This is a genomic window from Natrinema limicola JCM 13563 (genome assembly GCF_000337475.1).
GTDB classification, from domain to species: domain Archaea; phylum Halobacteriota; class Halobacteria; order Halobacteriales; family Natrialbaceae; genus Natrinema; species Natrinema limicola.
Genome location: NZ_AOIT01000065.1, coordinates 57,491 through 75,070, shown reverse-complemented (window position 1 = coordinate 75,070; position 17,580 = coordinate 57,491). Strand labels below are relative to the sequence as shown.

General features: G+C 60.4%; 13 protein-coding genes. 9 read left to right on the top strand and 4 right to left on the bottom strand.

The window, feature by feature from the left end; all coding sequences use genetic code 11:
• The first annotated feature begins 448 nt into the window (after positions 1 to 448).
• From C476_RS15610 to C476_RS15575, 8 genes are all read left to right on the top strand, one after another.
• Positions 449 to 2,620, top strand: coding sequence for a hydantoinase/oxoprolinase family protein (locus tag C476_RS15610; protein WP_008014651.1), 2,172 nt, complete (start codon positions 449 to 451; stop codon positions 2,618 to 2,620).
• 144 nt (positions 2,621 to 2,764) lie between these two features.
• The gene (locus C476_RS15605; protein ID WP_008014650.1) at positions 2,765 to 5,287 is read left to right on the top strand and encodes a hydantoinase B/oxoprolinase family protein; all 2,523 of its coding nucleotides are present in this window, start codon (positions 2,765 to 2,767) and stop codon (positions 5,285 to 5,287) included.
• A 16-nt stretch (positions 5,288 to 5,303) separates the two neighbouring features.
• Positions 5,304 to 5,819, top strand: coding sequence for an acetone carboxylase subunit gamma (locus tag C476_RS15600; protein ID WP_008014649.1), 516 nt, complete (start codon positions 5,304 to 5,306; stop codon positions 5,817 to 5,819).
• A 54-nt stretch (positions 5,820 to 5,873) separates the two neighbouring features.
• Positions 5,874 to 7,451: a long-chain-fatty-acid--CoA ligase gene (locus C476_RS15595; RefSeq protein WP_008014648.1), complete on the top strand. Its 1,578-nt coding sequence runs from the start codon at positions 5,874 to 5,876 to the stop codon at positions 7,449 to 7,451.
• A 2-nt stretch (positions 7,452 to 7,453) separates the two neighbouring features.
• Entirely contained in the window at positions 7,454 to 7,876 is a 423-nt protein-coding gene (locus C476_RS15590) for a VOC family protein (RefSeq protein WP_008014647.1), read from the top strand.
• Between the two features lie 228 nt (positions 7,877 to 8,104).
• Positions 8,105 to 8,785 carry a helix-turn-helix domain-containing protein gene (locus C476_RS15585; protein WP_083857079.1) on the top strand — a complete coding sequence of 227 codons (681 nt, stop codon included), beginning with the start codon at positions 8,105 to 8,107 and terminating at the stop codon, positions 8,783 to 8,785.
• Positions 8,782 to 9,180, top strand: a complete 399-nt coding sequence (locus tag C476_RS15580) for a hypothetical protein (RefSeq protein WP_008014643.1) — start codon at positions 8,782 to 8,784, stop codon at positions 9,178 to 9,180. Before C476_RS15585 ends, C476_RS15580 begins: the two co-directional genes overlap by 4 nt.
• A gap of 75 nt (positions 9,181 to 9,255) precedes the next feature.
• Positions 9,256 to 11,763 (top strand): hydantoinase B/oxoprolinase family protein, encoded by a 2,508-nt coding sequence (locus C476_RS15575; protein ID WP_008014641.1) that lies wholly within the window; start codon positions 9,256 to 9,258, stop codon positions 11,761 to 11,763.
• A 957-nt stretch (positions 11,764 to 12,720) separates the two neighbouring features.
• Here C476_RS15575 and C476_RS19700 read toward each other — a convergent pair.
• From C476_RS19700 to tenA, 4 genes are read right to left on the bottom strand one after another with little or no spacing between them, the layout of a single operon-like run.
• Positions 12,721 to 12,846, bottom strand: a complete 126-nt coding sequence (locus C476_RS19700; RefSeq protein WP_275039683.1) for a hypothetical protein — start codon at positions 12,844 to 12,846, stop codon at positions 12,721 to 12,723.
• Complete coding sequence (locus C476_RS15570; RefSeq protein WP_049911961.1) at positions 12,846 to 14,378, bottom strand: sodium:solute symporter family transporter; 1,533 nt, start codon at positions 14,376 to 14,378, stop codon at positions 12,846 to 12,848. The genes C476_RS19700 and C476_RS15570 overlap by 1 nt, the downstream gene beginning before the upstream one ends.
• A 2-nt stretch (positions 14,379 to 14,380) precedes the next feature.
• Positions 14,381 to 15,151 (bottom strand): TenA family protein, encoded by a 771-nt coding sequence (locus C476_RS15565; protein ID WP_008014635.1) that lies wholly within the window; start codon positions 15,149 to 15,151, stop codon positions 14,381 to 14,383.
• The gene (gene tenA, locus C476_RS15560; RefSeq protein WP_008014632.1) at positions 15,148 to 15,813 is read right to left on the bottom strand and encodes a thiaminase II; all 666 of its coding nucleotides are present in this window, start codon (positions 15,811 to 15,813) and stop codon (positions 15,148 to 15,150) included. The genes C476_RS15565 and tenA overlap by 4 nt, the downstream gene beginning before the upstream one ends.
• A 486-nt stretch (positions 15,814 to 16,299) precedes the next feature.
• Here tenA and C476_RS15555 point away from each other — a divergent pair, with 486 nt between their 5' ends.
• The gene (locus tag C476_RS15555; RefSeq protein ID WP_008014631.1) at positions 16,300 to 17,580 is read left to right on the top strand and encodes a GTP-binding protein; all 1,281 of its coding nucleotides are present in this window, start codon (positions 16,300 to 16,302) and stop codon (positions 17,578 to 17,580) included.

Sequence of the window (17,580 nt, the reverse complement as noted above, 5' to 3'; positions counted from 1 at the left end):
GTATCGTGTCTCCGGAGTCGGTAAACCGTCGTCTACTCGTATGACTGTGGATTTGCTTCGTCGGTAGTTAAATCCCGACGTTCGATAGAATTCTCGGGTCCACAGACGGCACAATTCATCCGTACAGGCGATCCGAAAACTCTGCGAAGCGGTCTCTGACGCTGGGAGCGTCATTGAGAACGATCGGATATCGGGATATCCATGGATACGAATTATTAGCGGAATTAATCGGTCATGAAAGACGTGATGTTCCAGTTGCTGCTGCGAGTGGCTCAGCCAGCGGTCACAGCCGGTCGAAGCACGAACCGCCGGTGCGGTCTGCAGTGAGTCGACTCCGCCCAAATTATTTTAAAGTGACCACATATGTCACGTGTTGTCAGCGTCTGTCATTCCCGTCCAATCCCATTCGTGATAATACATAACTTACCACATTGTATGGAAACCCTTGATGGCAAGTTCAGAAGACGATCCCACAACACAACACGACGCACAGATCCTGTCGATCGATGCTGGCGGGACGATGACGGATACGTTCCTCATGGACTCGAACGGCGAGTTCACCGTGGGGAAGGCGAAAACCACGCCGGATGACGAGTCTCGAGGATTCATCAAGTCCTCTCAGGACGCTCTCGAGGACTGGGACCTGAGCGTCGAAGAGGGGTTCCCGGACCTGGTGTCGACGGTCTACTCCGGCACGGCGATGCTCAACCGGCTGGTCGAACGAGAAAGCGAAGTCGACGTCGGCATCCTCATCACCGGCGGGATGGAGGATACGCTTCGGATGGGGCGGGGCCGGCAATCGTACACCGGCTACTCCTATTCGGATCGCCTCCACGTCAACACCCACAAACACCCCGAGCCGCTGATCCCGCGGAACCGAATTCGCGGCGTTCGAGAGCGTATCGACGTCAAGGGGAACACGCTGGTGCCGCTGTACGAAGATGACGTCCGCGACGGCGTCAACGACCTGCTCGATCAAGGCGTTGACCACATCGTCGTCATGTTCCTCCACTCCTACAAGAACGGGGAGCACGAACACCGGACCGCCGAGATCGCCCGCGAGATCATCGACGAGCGCGGGGCGGAGACGTCGGTCATGCTCTCGAGCGAGTACTACCCGACGCTCAAGGAGTCCGAACGACTGAACACGGTGACGGCGGAGGCGTTCGCCGCCGAGCCATCGCGCGACCAACTCTCGAACATCCAGGAGGCCGTCGACGAACAGGGTGGCAACGTCGGCGTGCGGGTAATGGCAAGTCACGGCGGAACGATCGACATCAACGCGAACGAGCTGGCACGGACGCTGATCTCCGGGCCGATCGGGGGGATGATCGGGGCGAACTACTTCGGGCAGAAACTCGACTACAACAACCTGGTCTGTACCGACATCGGCGGCACCAGCTTCGACATGGGCATCATCATCGACAACGACTGGCAGATCGATTACAGCCCGGAGATGGCGCGGCTGCTCCTGTCGCTGCCGATGGTGAACATGGAAAGTGTCGGTGCGGGGACGGGCAGCTACGTGCGAGTGAACCCCACCTTCGACAAGATCGAACTCGGTCCGGAAAGCGCTGGTGACCAGGTCGGCGTGAGCGCAGTCGAAACCGACGTCGAGACGGTGACGGTGACGGACTGCCACGTCGCGATGGGCTGGATCAACCCGGAGAACTTCCTGGGTGGCGACATGCCGATCGATCGTGAGGTGGCCGAACAGGAGATCAAAGAACAGATCGCCGATCCGCTCGATATGGGCGTCTACGAGGCGGCCCAGGGCGTCATCGACATTCTCGAGAGCAAGCTGCGAAACGACTTAGAGGCCGTCGTGACCGGCGAAGGCTACGCGCCATCGAACTTCAAGTGTCTCTCCTACGGCGGCGGCGGGCCGGTCCACACGGCCGGATACACGAAGGATCTGGGCTTCGACGAAGTGCTGATCCCCGAGTGGGCGGCCGGGTTCTCAGCGTTTGGCTGTGGCGCAGCGGACTACGAGTACCGCTACGACCAGACGACCAGCATCGACATCGACCCCGACCTCTCGATGGAGGAGGCGGCGGCGACCGCCGGCGAGGCGCTGACGGAGGTCTGGACGAACCTCGAGCAGAAGGTCGAAAACGAGTTCGAGAACAGCAACATCGGCCGCGACGAGATCGAGTTCCAGTACAACATCCTCGGCCAGTACCAGGGCCAGCTCAACAGTATCGACATCGAGTCGCCGGTCGGCCGCGTCGACTCACCGGAGAAACTCGAGCAACTGCTGGACACCTTCGAGGAGGGATACCGCAGACAGTACTCCGAGGAGGCCCGCTCGCCGGAGCTCGGACACACCATCACGCAGGCGTCCGTCCGCGGTGTCCGGGACGTCGTCAAGCCGGAGATCCCCACAGAGGAACTGCAGGGACCGGAGCCGCCCGCGGACGCCTACAAGGAGACGCGGGAGGCCTACTGGGACGGCGAGTGGCTGGACACGGAGATCTACGACCTCCACGCGCTCCAGCCCGGCAACGAACTCAGCGGCCCGGCGGTCCTCGAGGGCGCTGCCACGACGTACGCGTTGCCGCCGGACTGTGAGACCTGGCTGGACGAACACCGCGTCCACCACCTCACCACGACCGAGTAGCGCGGAAAACCGCTTTCGTACGGAGATGCATCTGCCCGTCTCCGTGACCGCCGCGCTCGAGCCCGGTCGATCGGTGTGGCAGGTGCACTGTACGAGCCCGCATCTGGCTCAGAACAGATGTGACGAACCCAATACGAATCCATCATGAGTACGGAACCAGACGAGGGGGAAAGCTTCCCCCGGATGCGACGCGAGAAGGAACGGGTCCACGAACAACAACAGGAGGGTGACGGCATCGGCTGGGACGGCCAGACGCTTCGCGAGCAGTTCGAAGCCCTCGAGGAGAAAACCGAAGAGACCGGCCACTACGCCGGCTTCGAGAAGCTCGATCTGAAACAGAGCAACCCGATCGAGTACGAGCAGATGTTCGCCCAGCTCCGTGGCGACCTCGTGAACGCGCGTGAAACCTCAAAGGAGGTCGCGGCGACGCCGATCGTCGAGCAGGAGGGCGAACTCTGCTATGGCCTCTTTACCCCGGAGGGCGACTCGATCGCCGTCTCGACGGGGATCATCGTGCACATCCACACGATGAGCGAGGCGATCAAGTACATGATCAACCACGATTACGAGGAGAGTCCGGGCATCGAGCCCGGCGATATCTTCGTCAACAACGACACCCACGTCGGTGACGTCCACGCATGCGACATCATGACGCTCATCCCCATCTTCCACGAGGGGGAGCTCGTCGCTTGGGCTGGGGGCGTCAATCACGTCATCGACACCGGGGCGATCGGCCCGGGGAGTATGAACGTCTCGCAGGCGTCTCGATTCGGTGACGGCGCATACTACACGGCCCGCAAGGTCGGCGAAGACCTCAAACTGTTCAACTCCTGGAAGAAAGACTACCCGGACAAGACGCGGACGCCGGACTTCCTGAAGCTCGACGAGCGGACGCGGATGACCGGCTGTCTGATGATCCGCGATGCGGTCAAAAACATCATCGACGAGTACGGCGTCGAGCAGTTCAAACAGCTCTCGCGGGAAGCGATCGAGGACGGTCGCCGGGGCTTCCGGAACCGGATCAAGAAGACGATGTTGCCTGGCACCTATCGCGGGGCCTCGTTCGTCGACGCGCTCTACGAGGGACAGGACAACCTGACCCGTGCGTACGCGAACGAAAACCACCTCATGCACGCCCCCTCGGAACTGCACGTCCGCGAGGACGGCTCGTTCCAGGTGTCCTTCGAAGGCGCCAACAAGTGGGGCTGGCATCCGTACAACTGCACGCCCGCCGCAATTCAGGGCGGTATCTGGGTGATGCTCACCCAGACGGTGATCCCGAACTCGAACGTCAACGACGGCGCGTACTACAGCTGTGACTTCCACCTACCGGTCGGCTCGTGGGCCAACACTCAGAACACGGAGACCGCCCACGCCTACGCCTGGCACTTCCTCGTGTCGGCGTGGGCACCGCTCTGGCAACACCTCTCGAGAGGCTACTACTCGAGAGGGTTCTGGGAGGAGATCAACGCCGGCAACGCCAACACCTCGAACTGGCTGCAGGGTGGCGGTATCGACCAGTTCGACAAACTCCACGCCGTCAACTCCTTCGAGTCGGCCTGTGAGGGTGTCGGCGCACGCTACGTCGAGGACGGCGAGCCCCACGCTGCGGCGATCTGGAACCCAGAAGGCGACATGGGCGACGCTGAAGTCTGGGAGATGACCGAGCCGCTGCCGTTCCTTGGACGGGCCGTCAAGCCGAACACCGGCGGCGCGGGCCGTCGTGCAGGTGGTGCCGGCTTCGAGTCCATGCGAACGGTCAAAGACGTCAGCAGGTGGTTGCTCTACGAGATGGGCAACGGCTACATGACCAGTGATGGCGGCCTCTTCGGTGGCTACCCCGCCGCGTCAGGCTACATCCTCAACGCCCAGAACACCGATCTCGAGGAGCGCTTCGAGAACCAGGACGACTACCCACAACACGACCTCGATCCCGAGAGCGGCGACTTCGAGTCGAAGATCGACGGCGAGATTACCCGTCGGCCGGAGGGGATCAGCACGCCCAAGGAGTTCGACGACTACGACATGTACCTGAACTACCTCCGCGGTGGCTCGGGACTGGGCGACCCCCTCGAGCGCGATCCCGAGGATGTCGTCGCCGACATTCACGACGGGTACGTGCTCCCACGTCACGCCAAGGACGCCTACGCCGTCGTCGTCGAGAAAGTCGACGACGAGGCCAAGCACAACTCCGCCGTGCAGGGCGAGTGGGAACTCGACAAAGAGGCGACTGAGGAACTGCGCGAAGAGCGGATGCAAGAACGCGCCGAGACGGCCAAGCCGGTCACGGAGTGGTACGAGGAACAGCGCGACCGGATCAGAAACGAAGAGGACCTCATCGACGACGTCAAGAAAACCTACGAGAGCAGCATGCGGATGAGCAAGCAGTTCGCCGAGTTCTACCACGAGTTCTGGGAGCTGCCCGAGGACTTCGAATTTACGCTGAGCGAGAAGGCGGAGAAATCGCTCGAGAACCGATTCAAGACCGGCCTCAAACAGAAGTGGGACAACCCGACGAAGGGCCACGAGACGTGGCTCGGTATCGGTCGCGACGACGAGCCGGAAGTGCCCTACACCTGGACGGCCGACCGGACGATCCAGGACCTACCGTCTCCCGACGCATCGTTCAGTGACACGACCGCAGAACCAGCAACGGACGACGACTAATACGAGGTGATTACCAATGCCAGAATCATACCCACGTGAACACATCGAGGACCTGGTCGACGACAACTTAGAGTGGAATCAGCTGCACGACATGATGAGCGACTTCAAGGACGCGGACCGCTTCCAGCAGGTCCGGGATGTCCTGCAAGAACGGGTCGACTGGGACGACCCGATCATCATCCCTTATGCGGACCACCTGTACGTGGTCGCGAAACCGGACAACAGATGGGTCATCAAGTGCGACTGCGGCCACGAGTTCTGTGAACACGACGAGAACTGGAAGATGGACGCGCTCATCAACGTCCGCGACTCCGAGGAGGCGTACCTCGAGATCTACCCCGAAGACATGCATCCGCATCCGGACTACATGGAACTGCGGGAGTTCTTCTGTCCGGGCTGTAACACGTTACTCGAGGTGACGAACGTCATGCCGGGCTATCCGCTCATCCACGAGTTCGAGCCCGACATCGAGACGTTCTACAGCGAGTGGATCGAGGAGCCGATCCCGACGGCGGAGCCCGAATCGGCGTAATCTCCTAAGCGATTCCTTTCCGTTCTGTACGATCCAATCATCACGTGACAGATTATGCTAGATAAAAACACACCGACGCTCAGGCAGCTCTACGACTCGGTGCTCCGTCGGTACGAGACGGCACCAGCCATCTCGTTCGAGGGTGAGACGCTCACCTACGGGACGCTCGACGACCGTTCGGCGCGACTCGCCAACGCGCTCGTCGATCGCGGACTCGAACCGGAGGACCGGGTCGGGCTCTTGCTCTCGAATCGACCCGAGTACCCCATCGCGGACATCGCGCTCGCTCGAGCGGGGCTCGCGAAGGTGCCGCTAAACGACATGCTGTCGGCGGGGGATATCGAGTACATGCTCGACAACAGCGACGCCAGCGCCGTCATCGTCGGCCCGACGTTCAGCGAGACGATCCAGACGGTCGCCCCGAACGTCCTGTCGCTGGACCACATAATCACGATCGATACCGCGGCCCTGCCCGCCGTGGCCCACAACCATCGCGTCGAGCGCCTCGAGGACCTCCTCGAGACGACGCCCCCGGAGCCGCCGGACGTCGACGTGTCGACGGACACCCTGGCTGGCGTTTTCCATACGGGCGGAACAACCGGGGACCCCAAGGGCGTCAAACACACCCAGGAGAACCTCGCGCTGAACGCGCTGGCACACGCGATCGAACTCGACATTCGACCGCGGGACGACCTCCTGTTGATGACGCCGCTGCCCCACTCGGCCGGCCTCATCATGGCCGGTGGCCTGACACAGGGGAGTACCCACGTCATCACGCAGGGGTTCGACGCCGAGCGGGCCCTCGAGACGATCGAACGGGAGGCCATCTCGTGGACGTTCATGGTCCCGACGATGATCTACCGCGTGCTCGACGTGCTCACAGACCGCGAGTACGACACCTCATCGCTCGAGACGCTCGTTTACGGGGCAGCGCCGATGAAACCGGCACGACTGCGCGAGGGCCTTGAGGAACTCGGCGATGTCTTCGTGCAACTGTACGGCCAGTACGAGACACCGGACCTCATCACCGTCTTGCCGAAGACGGCACACGACCCCGACGACGAACAACGGCTCTCCTCGTGTGGGATCCCGACCGCAATGTGCGAGGTGAAAATCGTCGACGACGACGGCGAGGAGGTCCCGCCGGGGCAGCCGGGAGAGATTCTCGCCCGCGGAGCCTACTCCATGGAGGGCTATTACGAACTACCAGAGCAGACCGCCGAGACGATCGCGGACGGCTGGATACACACCGGCGACATCGGCAAGCGAGACGACGAGGGCTACGTCTACATCGTCGACCGCGACTCGGACGTCATCATCAGCGGCGGGATGAACGTCTACTCGGTCACCGTCGAGGACGTCATCCAGCAACACGGGGACGTCGCGAACGTCGCTGTCATCGGCGTCCCGGACGACGAGTGGGGCGAGGCGGTCAAGGCCGTCGTCGTCCCGACCGACACCACGATCGACCGCGCCGATCTCGAGTCGTTCTGTGCGGAACGGCTCGCCGACTACCAACGCCCGAAATCGTTCGACGTCGTCGAGGAGCTCCCGACGACACCATACGGCAAACTCGACAAGAAACGACTCCGCGAGCCCTACTGGGCCGATCAGTCACGGGAGATCAGCTAACGATGGTCTCCAAGATCGATCACCTCGGCATCCTTGTCGACGATATCGACCACAACCGATCGCTGTTCGAACGGCTCGGCCTCGAGGTCGGCGCGGTCGAGCGAGTACCGGCGTTCGGCGTCGAGATCGCCTTTATCAGGGTCGGCGAGAGTCTGGTCGAACTCGTCGAACCGGTCGGTCCGACCACTGACCTCGCGGCCGATCTCGAGGCGGCCGGACGGGAGGCGATGCTCCACCATCTCGCGTTCCGCGTCGATGATCTCGAGAGCCAACTGGCCGAGTTACGGCGTGCTGGCGTGGCCCTCGCAGACGAAACGCCGCGTCAGGGTGCCGGCGACGCGTCCGTCGCGTTTCTCGAGCGACGAGCTGCCAATGGGGTTCGAATCGAACTCGTCGAACGTGAGAGGGATTTAACAATAGATTGAGGAGTGTTACGGGAATGGTATGGTTTTTATGGGAGGTCCACATATGCCATCAACATCCGTGACAATTGCCAACAATACTGTATCTGTAGAATCCCGTACTGGTAACGGAAGTAACAGCAATCATCGAACGCCACTCGATGCCTGCACGGATTCGTGACGGTCCACCGATGAGGGGTATGGAAAGAACCGCGTTCGTGACAGGAGACTGTAGAGGACCGTGCTGAAGGGATGCTTCGAATAGAATTTCAGATCGAGCTAGCGGGGATCTCGTCACACCTGTTCGATATCGACGAGCCAGTCACGAGCATCGAAATCGACAATGCGCTACCGGTCTCAGGGGATAAGGTATTTCTCTTCTTATCAGTTCAATTTAATTCCGAAATCACAGTAGACCGATTGTCGGATGAATTATCAAATATAGAGGTGGTTGACGTCACGCAAGCGGACCTGAATCATCATATCTACTATCTCGGTGTGATGGCACACCTCTCCGACGCCTCCGTTCTGTCGCTGTTGACCGAAACTCAGGCGATCCCACACCGAATCGTCGGGAAGAACGCCCATCTCGAGGTGATGGCGTCCGTTCGCGATTGGAACCATCTCAAGGAGGTCGCCGACGCGATCGAAACGGAACACGGCTCGCTCGAACTCCTCGGATCGACCCAGACCGAAAGCATCGGATTTCCACTCGGCGGGAACAAAATCAAGCAGAGTATGTCGGGGAAACTGTCGGAAGAACAGCTGGAGGTACTGGAGACGGCCTACCGGATGGGCTACTTCAAGGTTCCACAGGAAGTGACCGCAGAAGAGATCGCGAGCGAACTCGATATCAGCAGATCGACCCTGTCCGCGCGCCTGCGCCGCGTTGAGCACAACTTCTGTGCACTGCTCTTTGGTCCCCAAGAATGACGACGATCATCATCATCAAGTCGGTTGACCATCACGCATCCGTTCGAGAGATCCTTGGATCGGTCGTCGATGACGGTGAACGAGTTTACTTTCTCAGACTGCCGACTGTGCAGTGTCTCGGGTCGCTCATTCAGGAAGTAAACCCCATGATCAACTATGGGGTAGACTATACGATCACCCCGCTTCCTGACGGATACGACGTATCGACGCTCGTCGAGTTCGCGACCGAATTTGATGCGAATCGAATCTGTATCGGCATCTCCGACCGAACGCTGACTGGCAAGGCACGGATCGACGATCTGACGCAATCGATTTTGCTCCACGACGATATCTCGGGCGACTTCGTCGTCGGCGAACACGCGATCATTCTGGAGGAACTCGAGTATGGGGACTAATCGTACGAGACCGTCGCAAATCCGAGTTGGCCCACGAACACCAGTCCGCCGAAACCAAGCAACACACAGCGATTCATGAGTCCGTCCGATCGAACCGACGACCGACGCGCTGAAGCACGACGCGAAAAGGAAACGGTACGAGAGAAGCGACGACGAGGTGAAGGGATCGGCTGGAACGGCCGGACGCTGCGCGAGCAGTTGGCCGAACTCGAGGACAAGACGGAAGCGACGGGTCACTACTGTGGCCTCTCCGAACTGACGTTGAAAACCGAGGATCCGATACGATACGAGCAGTTGTACGCGCGCCTCCGTGGCGACCTCGTGACGGCACGCGAGACGTCGAAGGAGGTGTCTGCGACGCCGATAGTCGAGCAGGAGGGTGAACTGTGCTACGGCCTCTTTACGCCGGAGGGTGATTCGATCGCCGTCTCGACGGGGATCATCGTGCACGTCCACACGATGAGCGAAGCGATCAAGTTCATGATCAACCACGACTACGAGGAGAGCCCCGGTATTGAACCGGGCGACATCTTCGTCAACAACGATCCCCACGTCGGCGACGTGCATCCGTGTGATCTCATGACAATTCTCCCCATCTTCCACGAGGGAGAACTCATCGCCTGGGTCGGCGGCGTCAATCACGTCATCGATACCGGTGCGATCGGCCCGGGAAGTATGAACGTCTCACAGGCATCGCGCTTTGGCGACGGGGCGTACTACACGGCCCGCAAGATCGGCGAAAACTTCGAACTCTACAACTCCTGGAAGAAGGAATACCCCGCCAAGACGCGGACGCCGGATTTCCTGAAACTCGACGAGCGGACGCGGATGACCGGCTGTCTGATGGTCCGACAGTCGGTCAAAGCGATGATCGACGAACACGGCGTCGAGACGTTCAAACAACTCGCTCGAGAAGCCGTCGAGGACGGTCGCCGTGGCTTCCGAAGCCGTATCAAGCGAACGATGCTCCCCGGCACGTACCGCGGTGCCTCCTTTGTTGACGCGCTCTACGAAGGTCAGGAAAACGTCACCCGCGAGTACGCCCAGGAGAACCACATCATGCACGCTCCGTCGGAACTCCACATTCGAGAAGACGGGACGTTTCAGGTCTCCTTCGAAGGTGCCAACAAGTGGGGCTGGCACCCCTTCAACTGTACGCCGGCCGCGATCCAGGGTGGCATCTGGGTGATGCTCACGCAGACAGTCATCCCAAACGAGCTGGTCAATGACGGTGCCTACTACGCCTGTGATTTCCACCTGCCGGTCGGTTCGTGGGCGAACACCCAGAACACGGAGACGGCCCACGCCTACGCCTGGCACTTCCTCGTGTCGGCGTGGGCACCCCTCTGGCAGCACCTCTCACGGGGATACTTCGCCCGCGGCTTCTGGGAAGAGATCAACGCCGGGAACGCAAACACGTCGAACTGGCTGCAGGGTGGTGGTATCGACCAGTTCGACAAACTGCATGCCGTCAACTCCTTCGAATCGGCCTGTGAAGGAGTCGGTGCCCGCTACGTCGAAGACGGCGAGCCACACGCGTCGGCGGTCTGGAACCCCGAGGGCGATATGGGTGACGCCGAAGCGTGGGAAACAGTCGAACCACTTCCGTTCCTTGGACGGTCGGTCAAACCGAATACGGGCGGTGTAGGCCGCCGAGCAGGCGGTGCCGGCTTCGAGTCCATGCGAACGGTCAAAGACGTCAGCAGATGGCTGCTCTACGAGATGGGCAACGGTTACATGACCAGCGATGGCGGTCTCTTCGGTGGCTATCCTGCTGCGTCAGGGTATATCCTCAACGCTCGGGATACGGATCTCGAGGAGCGCTTCGAGAACCAGGACGACTACCCACAGCACGATCTCGACCCCGAAAGCGGTGACTTCGAATCCAAGATCGATGGCGAGATTACCCGCCGTCCGGAGGGGATCAGCACGCCGAAAGAGTTCGACGACTACGACATGTACCTGAACTACCTCCGCGGTGGCTCGGGGCTGGGTGATCCCCTCGAGCGAGACCCTGAAGACGTCCTCGCGGACATCCACGATGGCTACGTCCTGCCCCGCCATGCAGAAGATGCCTATGGCGTCATCGTCGAGAAAGTCGACGACGAAGCCGAACACAATTCTGCTGTGCAGGGCGAGTGGGAACTCGACGTGGAAGCGACCAAGAAGCGCCGTCACGAGCGGCGCGAAGAGCGAACCGAGACGGCACAGCCGGTCTCTGAATGGTATGCACAAGAACGTGAGCGCATTCGCAATGAGGAGGAACTTATCGACGACGTGAAAAAGACCTACGAGAGTAGCATGCGGATGAGTATGCAGTTCGCTACCTTTTTCCGTGATTTCTGGGAGCTACCGGACGAATTCGAGTTCGACCTCAGCGAGAAGGCACAACAATCACTCGACAATCGGTTCGACTCCGGACTCCGTCCAATGTGGGACAGCTACACACGGGGACACAAAACGTGGCTCGACGTTGGTGACGAACCGTACGTCCCGTACACGTGGACCGACCGCTCTATTCGTGACCTCTCTGGTCCGGAATCGACGTTTGGTGACCGGGAACGAGCGGCCGATGATGACTAACGCGAACACGACAGTTGACAACGGTGGTGTCGCTGCATCCGACGTCTGTGAACGTATTCCACTCCCCGTTCGGGCGGAGGGCAGGGAAGCACGACTCTCGGCAAAATACGGTCGGCGAGGACAAGGGCCATTCTAAATGCGGTTGGAGTATAAAACAATACGACCCGGTGGGGTCGCGTTCAGTGGCCCCGTCGGTACGTCTGGTTATGAAGTACAGGAGTTGTAGGTACTCGGGGCCATGCGGGAGATGGGCGGGTTCGCAAGCGGATCCGCGGCAGGAACATGCCTGCACTACCGTTCTGGACGGTAACTGCTCACTCTTCTATGGCGCTAGCAAGTGGTTGGCTCCGCGGTGAGCGTGATCTCGCATCCGACTCTGCTAAGTGGTTGGCTCCGCGGTGAGCGTGATCTCGCATCCGACTCTGCTGTCGTTACTATGTAAACAGATATCGTACTTGTCACGGCTGTCTGCTCTTTCGGATGGGGTCTGTTTCCTCGATCATAATATACGGACGCAATTGTAACACCCTCTTAGGATATTCACTTGTGGTGGTGTATCCAGTTAGTAAGTTTAATAAATGATGACTCGTCGCATCCGCCACACGAATCCGGTGGCTCGAACGTATGCTCGCCTCCGGATTCGTGGATCGGCGTCCCGGCATGGGTTATTTGACAGTTCTCGCAGACGTATTGTACCGGTTTCTCTGGTGCATGTGCCATGTTACCACTGGCAGCAATATCACACATAGAACTGTTGGCTCCACACCCGGAATTACTTGAGTACCGAGAGCTCTATTCTTGTTCTCATACTGCTGGACAGTAGTCAAGACGAAGTCGGCCGTGAATTCGCGGCCGTCTCCACCGGTGACGGCCGCAGCAGCGCGACCGATCGTCACGTCGTTCTGTCCGGCAGTATCAGCGAGGGAACGAGTCGACAGAACTACGATAGAACCGGTTTTAGGTGCTCTCGAGCCAGCCAGCGTCGGCGGCGATGGCATACAGTTCGTAGACGAATATGATCGCGACGCCGAGTAGTGCGCCCCACAACAACACGGCAAACAGCGTTGACCCGATGACGGCCATCAGTCGCACACCTCCCCGCCGTCGGTCGCCGGCTCGTCGAGTTGCTGGATTTCGGTTGTGAGCTCGCCGTGGTCGTACTCGCCGGCAAAGAGCTGTGCCGCAATCAGCGTTCCGGCGGTCGAGACGAGAAAGGCACCACCGAAGGCGGTCAGATAGAGTGGGTCAGCAGCCGGAAGGAAGCCACCGAGGATCGGAATCGACCGCAAGAGGCCAGCGAAGTCGGGGAAGTACGCAAGCCCGACCGCAAGTCCAAGAACGCTACTGGCGAGTGCGCCCGCACCGGTGAGCCGTCTCGAGTAAAGGCCATACAAGAGTGGAAACGCGACCGCCGCGCCGAGCAGATCGGCCAGGAAGAACAGCCGGAGGACGCTCCGGGCACGGAGGCTGACGTAGATCGCACTGACGGCGACGACGATGGTCAACAGGCGCGCACCGAGTTTGAGCGACCGGTCGTCCGGGTCAGACAGCAGCCGGGGCAGATCCGCGGTGACGATGCTCGAGAGCGCGTTGAATAGCGTGTCGACAGAACTCATCACCAGCAAGAGCGCGAGGAGGACGACCGCAAGGACGATCCACTCGGGGAAGGCCGTCTGCAGGAGCACGAAGAAGGCGATGTCGGCGTTGTATGCTGAACTCGTCACGTCAGTCACGACGTCGGCGTTGCCAGCCGCAACGAGGCCAAAAAGACCCGCGAGGAAAACGATGAGGCCGTTTGCGATGGTAGCGTTGCGAAAGCCCCGCTCGACCGTCTGCCCGTCCTCGGCGGCGTAGATCCGCTGCCACCACAGCTGGTTGATCAACTCGGCTCCGAGAATGGCAAAGGCGAGTGCGAGCCCGAATTGGAGGCCTGGGATGAAGCCAGGGTCGAGCAGTGATGGGTTCGTCGACGCGATGCCGTCATGGATCTCGCCGGCACCACCGAGTGAGACGATCGCACCCGCGAAGGCAACGACCAGCAGTGGCAAAACGAGCAACGCCTGGATCGAGTCGGTGAAGATCGACGCCCGGAGCCCGCCATAGCTTGTATACAACAGGACGAACCCGCCGACGAGGACGGCAGTCTGCCACTGGGGGACGCCAGCTACGAGCGAGAGTGCACCGGCAATCCCGGTCAACTCGGCGGCGAGGAAGACGAACATATAGAGGCAACTCACCAGCAGGACGAACGCGTACATTGCCGTGCCGTACCGAGCGTGGGCATACTCCGTCAGTGAGTGGCCGTTCGGAATCACCTCCCGAATGCGTGGCCCGACTCTCGAGTAGGCCAGCATCGGAAGTGCCTCACCGATCGCGTAGCCGACGACGGCGGCAATCCCAAAGCTCGCGCCGGCCTCCGGCGCTGCCAGCAGGATCCAGACACCCATCACGGAGGCGACGAGCGTCGCCGTCGTTCGTCCAGTTCCGGTCGAGTTTCGGGCCGTGATTAGATCCTCGACAGTTCCGATCCGTCGCCGCGAATACCAGAGTCCGACGGCGGTGAACCCGACTAGCACTGCGATGGTCAGGCCGAGCGCCACAGCTGTACGTACCACTATTAATCACCATCTGGAACGGCATCTTCCGGCTCGCCAGACGGTTCGAACGCGGTATCGAAGAAGGCGACTTCCAGTTCGACCGTCCGCTCGAAGAGCCGCGCCAGTCGCTGCTGTCGTCGTTGCGATGCGGCTGCCCCTTCCCGATCCAGTTCCGATCGAAGCCAGGCGACGAACTCGTCGAACGCGGGATTGTCGTGGATGGTGACCCACTCGGAGAGGTACTCCCGGTTCGGTAGTTCAGTCCCCATACCGGCCCACGACCGATAGATCCACTCGGCCGGGACGAGGACTGCAAGCGTTTCTGCATAGCCACCCTCCCGCGCGGCACGCTCGAGGAGGTCCTGTAACGCTCGCGTCACCGGCTGTAGCGTGGGTTCGGTTCGCTCGGCAGCGGCTACCTCGAGTGCGTCAAAGGACCGCTCGAAGTAATCGTCTTCATCGTCGGTGAGGGTCTCGAGGAAGTCCGCGAGCCGGGACTTGGCGGCCATCGAGGGTGCGTCGCCGAGCGCGTGGCCGAAGGTCCCGACCAGCGTCTCGAGGAAGGCGTAGTCTTGGACGAGATACCGGCGAAACGCCGCGTCGTCTATCGTCCCGGCGTGTAGTTCCTCGGTAAACCGGTGTTCGGTCGCACCGGTCCAGTTGGGCTCAGAACGCGCTCGACACCACTCGGTAAATCGTGGTTCGTCGCCGTCTGTGCGATCGCCGGACTCGGATTCGACGGTCGCAGCGTACTCCTCGAACGTGTCAGCGACGGAATCGTGGGCACTCATATCGACCACTCCTCCTGTCGCCAGGCGGCGTCCCAGAACCGGTACTCGTAGCGTGCGGAGGTCCGGAACAGTTCGCGGTAGCGGTCGCGTTTGTCGGGGGTCGACTCGGCCCACACCTCGTTCATCAGATCCTTGCACCACTCGGTGAGCTCCGTGAACTCCTCGCCGGCATACATATCGACCCACTCGGCGTACCCCTCGTGGTCGGGCCGGCCCTGCTCTGCCAGGCGCTTCCCGGTGACGTTGAACCCCCACATACAGGGCAGCAGTGCGGCGATCAGGTCACCGAAGGTCCCCGTTGCTGCGGTCCGGACGAGGAAATCGGTATACCCCTGTGTCGTCGGCGACGGCTCGGTCGCTTCGAGTTCGGCCTCGCTGATCCCGAAGGTCTCGGCGTAGGATCGATGCAGGTCCATTTCGGTGTTGATCGTCGAGTCCAGCAACTCGGCGAAGGTCCCCATCCGCTCGAGGTCCGGCGCCATCGCCGCGCCGTGGGCGAATACGCGGGCGTATTCGATCAGGTAGACGTAGTCCTGGCGGACCCAGTAGCGGAAGGGCTCCTCATCGAGGGTTCCCGCACCGAGTTGGGTGACCATCGGGTGCTCGAGGATCGCCTCCCAGATCGGCTCGCCGATCGGAGACAGTTCGTCAGTGGCGCTCATACATGCTGGTGGGCGCTTCGTCGCCTTATAACTTGATAATATAGGCCAGTTATTTCACGCCAGAACATCCGGACAATCGTCATCTCAGCGGTTGGCTGTCCGTGTCGGGGCGTGAGCACGACATGCTATCCGATCACGAAAGTAGGCCGATACGGCCGCGCTCGAGCGCGGGCGGCGTCGACATTGCTGACGAAGACGCGGGTGTGAGATTCGGTCTATTTCCTCTGTTCCAACTATTACACACATTGTGAAATTTATAGTTATTGTACCTATTGCTCAAAGTTAGAACCGCTCGTGCGTCAGCGATCCACTCATAGTAGCCACCGGACATCACCGCATACTTGATCACACGACGGCGCTGTCTCGGCGATCTTCCTCCACCAGTCGTCCGAATCCAACGCCTGCGCTGCCGACTGGCGCTTTATTAATAACTTGGGCTGGCTTACACCCAATTATAAATAATATAAGCACAGTAGTTAATAATCGATGGCTCGAGAGACGATTCCCGTCACCGTGCTGAGCGGCACTCTCGGCGCGGGCAAGACGACCGTGTTGAACAACCTGCTGAACACACGAACGGAGCTGGACATTGCGGTGCTCGTCAACGATATGGGTGAGGTAAACGTCGATGCCGACCGCGTTGCCGAACACTCCGACATCTCGGAAGACGACGAGGAGTTGGTGGAGTTATCAAATGGCTGTATTTGCTGTGAACTCCGTGGTGACCTGCTCGACGCACTCGCGAAGCTCGCACAGGCACGCGACTTCGATTATCTCGTCATCGAATCCACCGGGGTCGCCGAACCGCTTCCAGTTGCCCAGACGCTCACGATGGGGTTCGACCAGTCGGATCTCGATCCGACCGCGTTCTACGAGGAGACCGGCATCGAAGTGATGGACTACTACGAACTCGACACGACGGTGACTGTCGTCGACGCTCACCAGTTCTGGACGACGTTCGACTCGAAAGAGTCGCTTATGGATGGCGACACCGAGAAGGACCTCGGGAACTTGCTCGTCGAACAAATCGAGTTCTGTGACGTGCTCTTATTGAACAAGTGTGATCTCGTCGACGAGGAGACGCTCGCGGAAATCGAGGAGATGCTCGCGGTGCTCCAACCGCGAGCAGAGATCGTCCGGACCGAACACGGGAACGTCGACCCGGAACTCGTCTTGGATACAGGTCGGTTCGACCTCGAGGAAGCGAGCCAGTCGGCCGGCTGGCTGCAGGAGCTGCGAGAGCCCCACGAATCTGCCGAAGAAGAACACGGCGTCACCTCGTTCGTCTACTCGTCACGGCGTCCCTTCCATCCCGAACGGTTCGCAGAGCTACTCGACTCGCTCCCTACGAACGTCGTCCGGTCGAAGGGACACTTCTGGCTGGCGGGACGAGCGGAAATCGCACTGGGATTGAACATCGCCGGGCAGTCGATCCGAATCATGCCAGCTGGCAGGTGGATTGCAGCCCTTCCACCTGAAGAGCGCGAGGCTTACATCGAAGAGAATCCGGAGCTCGCAGAAGTGTGGGACAAGACGTGGGGTGACAGAGGGACCCAACTCGTTCTCATCGGCACCGAGATGGACCACGATGCCCTCCGCAGTGACCTCGACGACGCGACGTTGACCGACGAGGAGATGGACGCCGACTGGGCTGCCTTCGAGGACCGCTTCCCAACGTTTGGTGGCGAAGAAAACGCCGAAGACACGACCGAACAGAACGATCAGACGAGCGAGGATCAAGCCGAGGAGATCGGCCTGTCGGGCTAA

What these genes read in the sequence shown, in the direction of transcription:
- C476_RS15610 (WP_008014651.1), top strand. Translation starts at nt 449, where the DNA reads ATGGCAAGTTCAGAAGACGATCCCACAACACAACACGACGCACAGATC.
- C476_RS15605 (WP_008014650.1), top strand. Translation starts at nt 2,765, where the DNA reads ATGAGTACGGAACCAGACGAGGGGGAAAGCTTCCCCCGGATGCGACGC.
- C476_RS15600 (WP_008014649.1), top strand. Translation starts at nt 5,304, where the DNA reads ATGCCAGAATCATACCCACGTGAACACATCGAGGACCTGGTCGACGAC.
- C476_RS15595 (WP_008014648.1), top strand. Translation starts at nt 5,874, where the DNA reads ATGCTAGATAAAAACACACCGACGCTCAGGCAGCTCTACGACTCGGTG.
- C476_RS15590 (WP_008014647.1), top strand. Translation starts at nt 7,454, where the DNA reads ATGGTCTCCAAGATCGATCACCTCGGCATCCTTGTCGACGATATCGAC.
- C476_RS15585 (WP_083857079.1), top strand. Translation starts at nt 8,105, where the DNA reads ATGCTTCGAATAGAATTTCAGATCGAGCTAGCGGGGATCTCGTCACAC.
- C476_RS15580 (WP_008014643.1), top strand. Translation starts at nt 8,782, where the DNA reads ATGACGACGATCATCATCATCAAGTCGGTTGACCATCACGCATCCGTT.
- C476_RS15575 (WP_008014641.1), top strand. Translation starts at nt 9,256, where the DNA reads ATGAGTCCGTCCGATCGAACCGACGACCGACGCGCTGAAGCACGACGC.
- C476_RS19700 (WP_275039683.1), bottom strand. Translation starts at nt 12,846, where the DNA reads ATGGCCGTCATCGGGTCAACGCTGTTTGCCGTGTTGTTGTGGGGCGCA.
- C476_RS15565 (WP_008014635.1), bottom strand. Translation starts at nt 15,151, where the DNA reads ATGAGTGCCCACGATTCCGTCGCTGACACGTTCGAGGAGTACGCTGCG.
- tenA (WP_008014632.1), bottom strand. Translation starts at nt 15,813, where the DNA reads ATGAGCGCCACTGACGAACTGTCTCCGATCGGCGAGCCGATCTGGGAG.
- C476_RS15555 (WP_008014631.1), top strand. Translation starts at nt 16,300, where the DNA reads ATGGCTCGAGAGACGATTCCCGTCACCGTGCTGAGCGGCACTCTCGGC.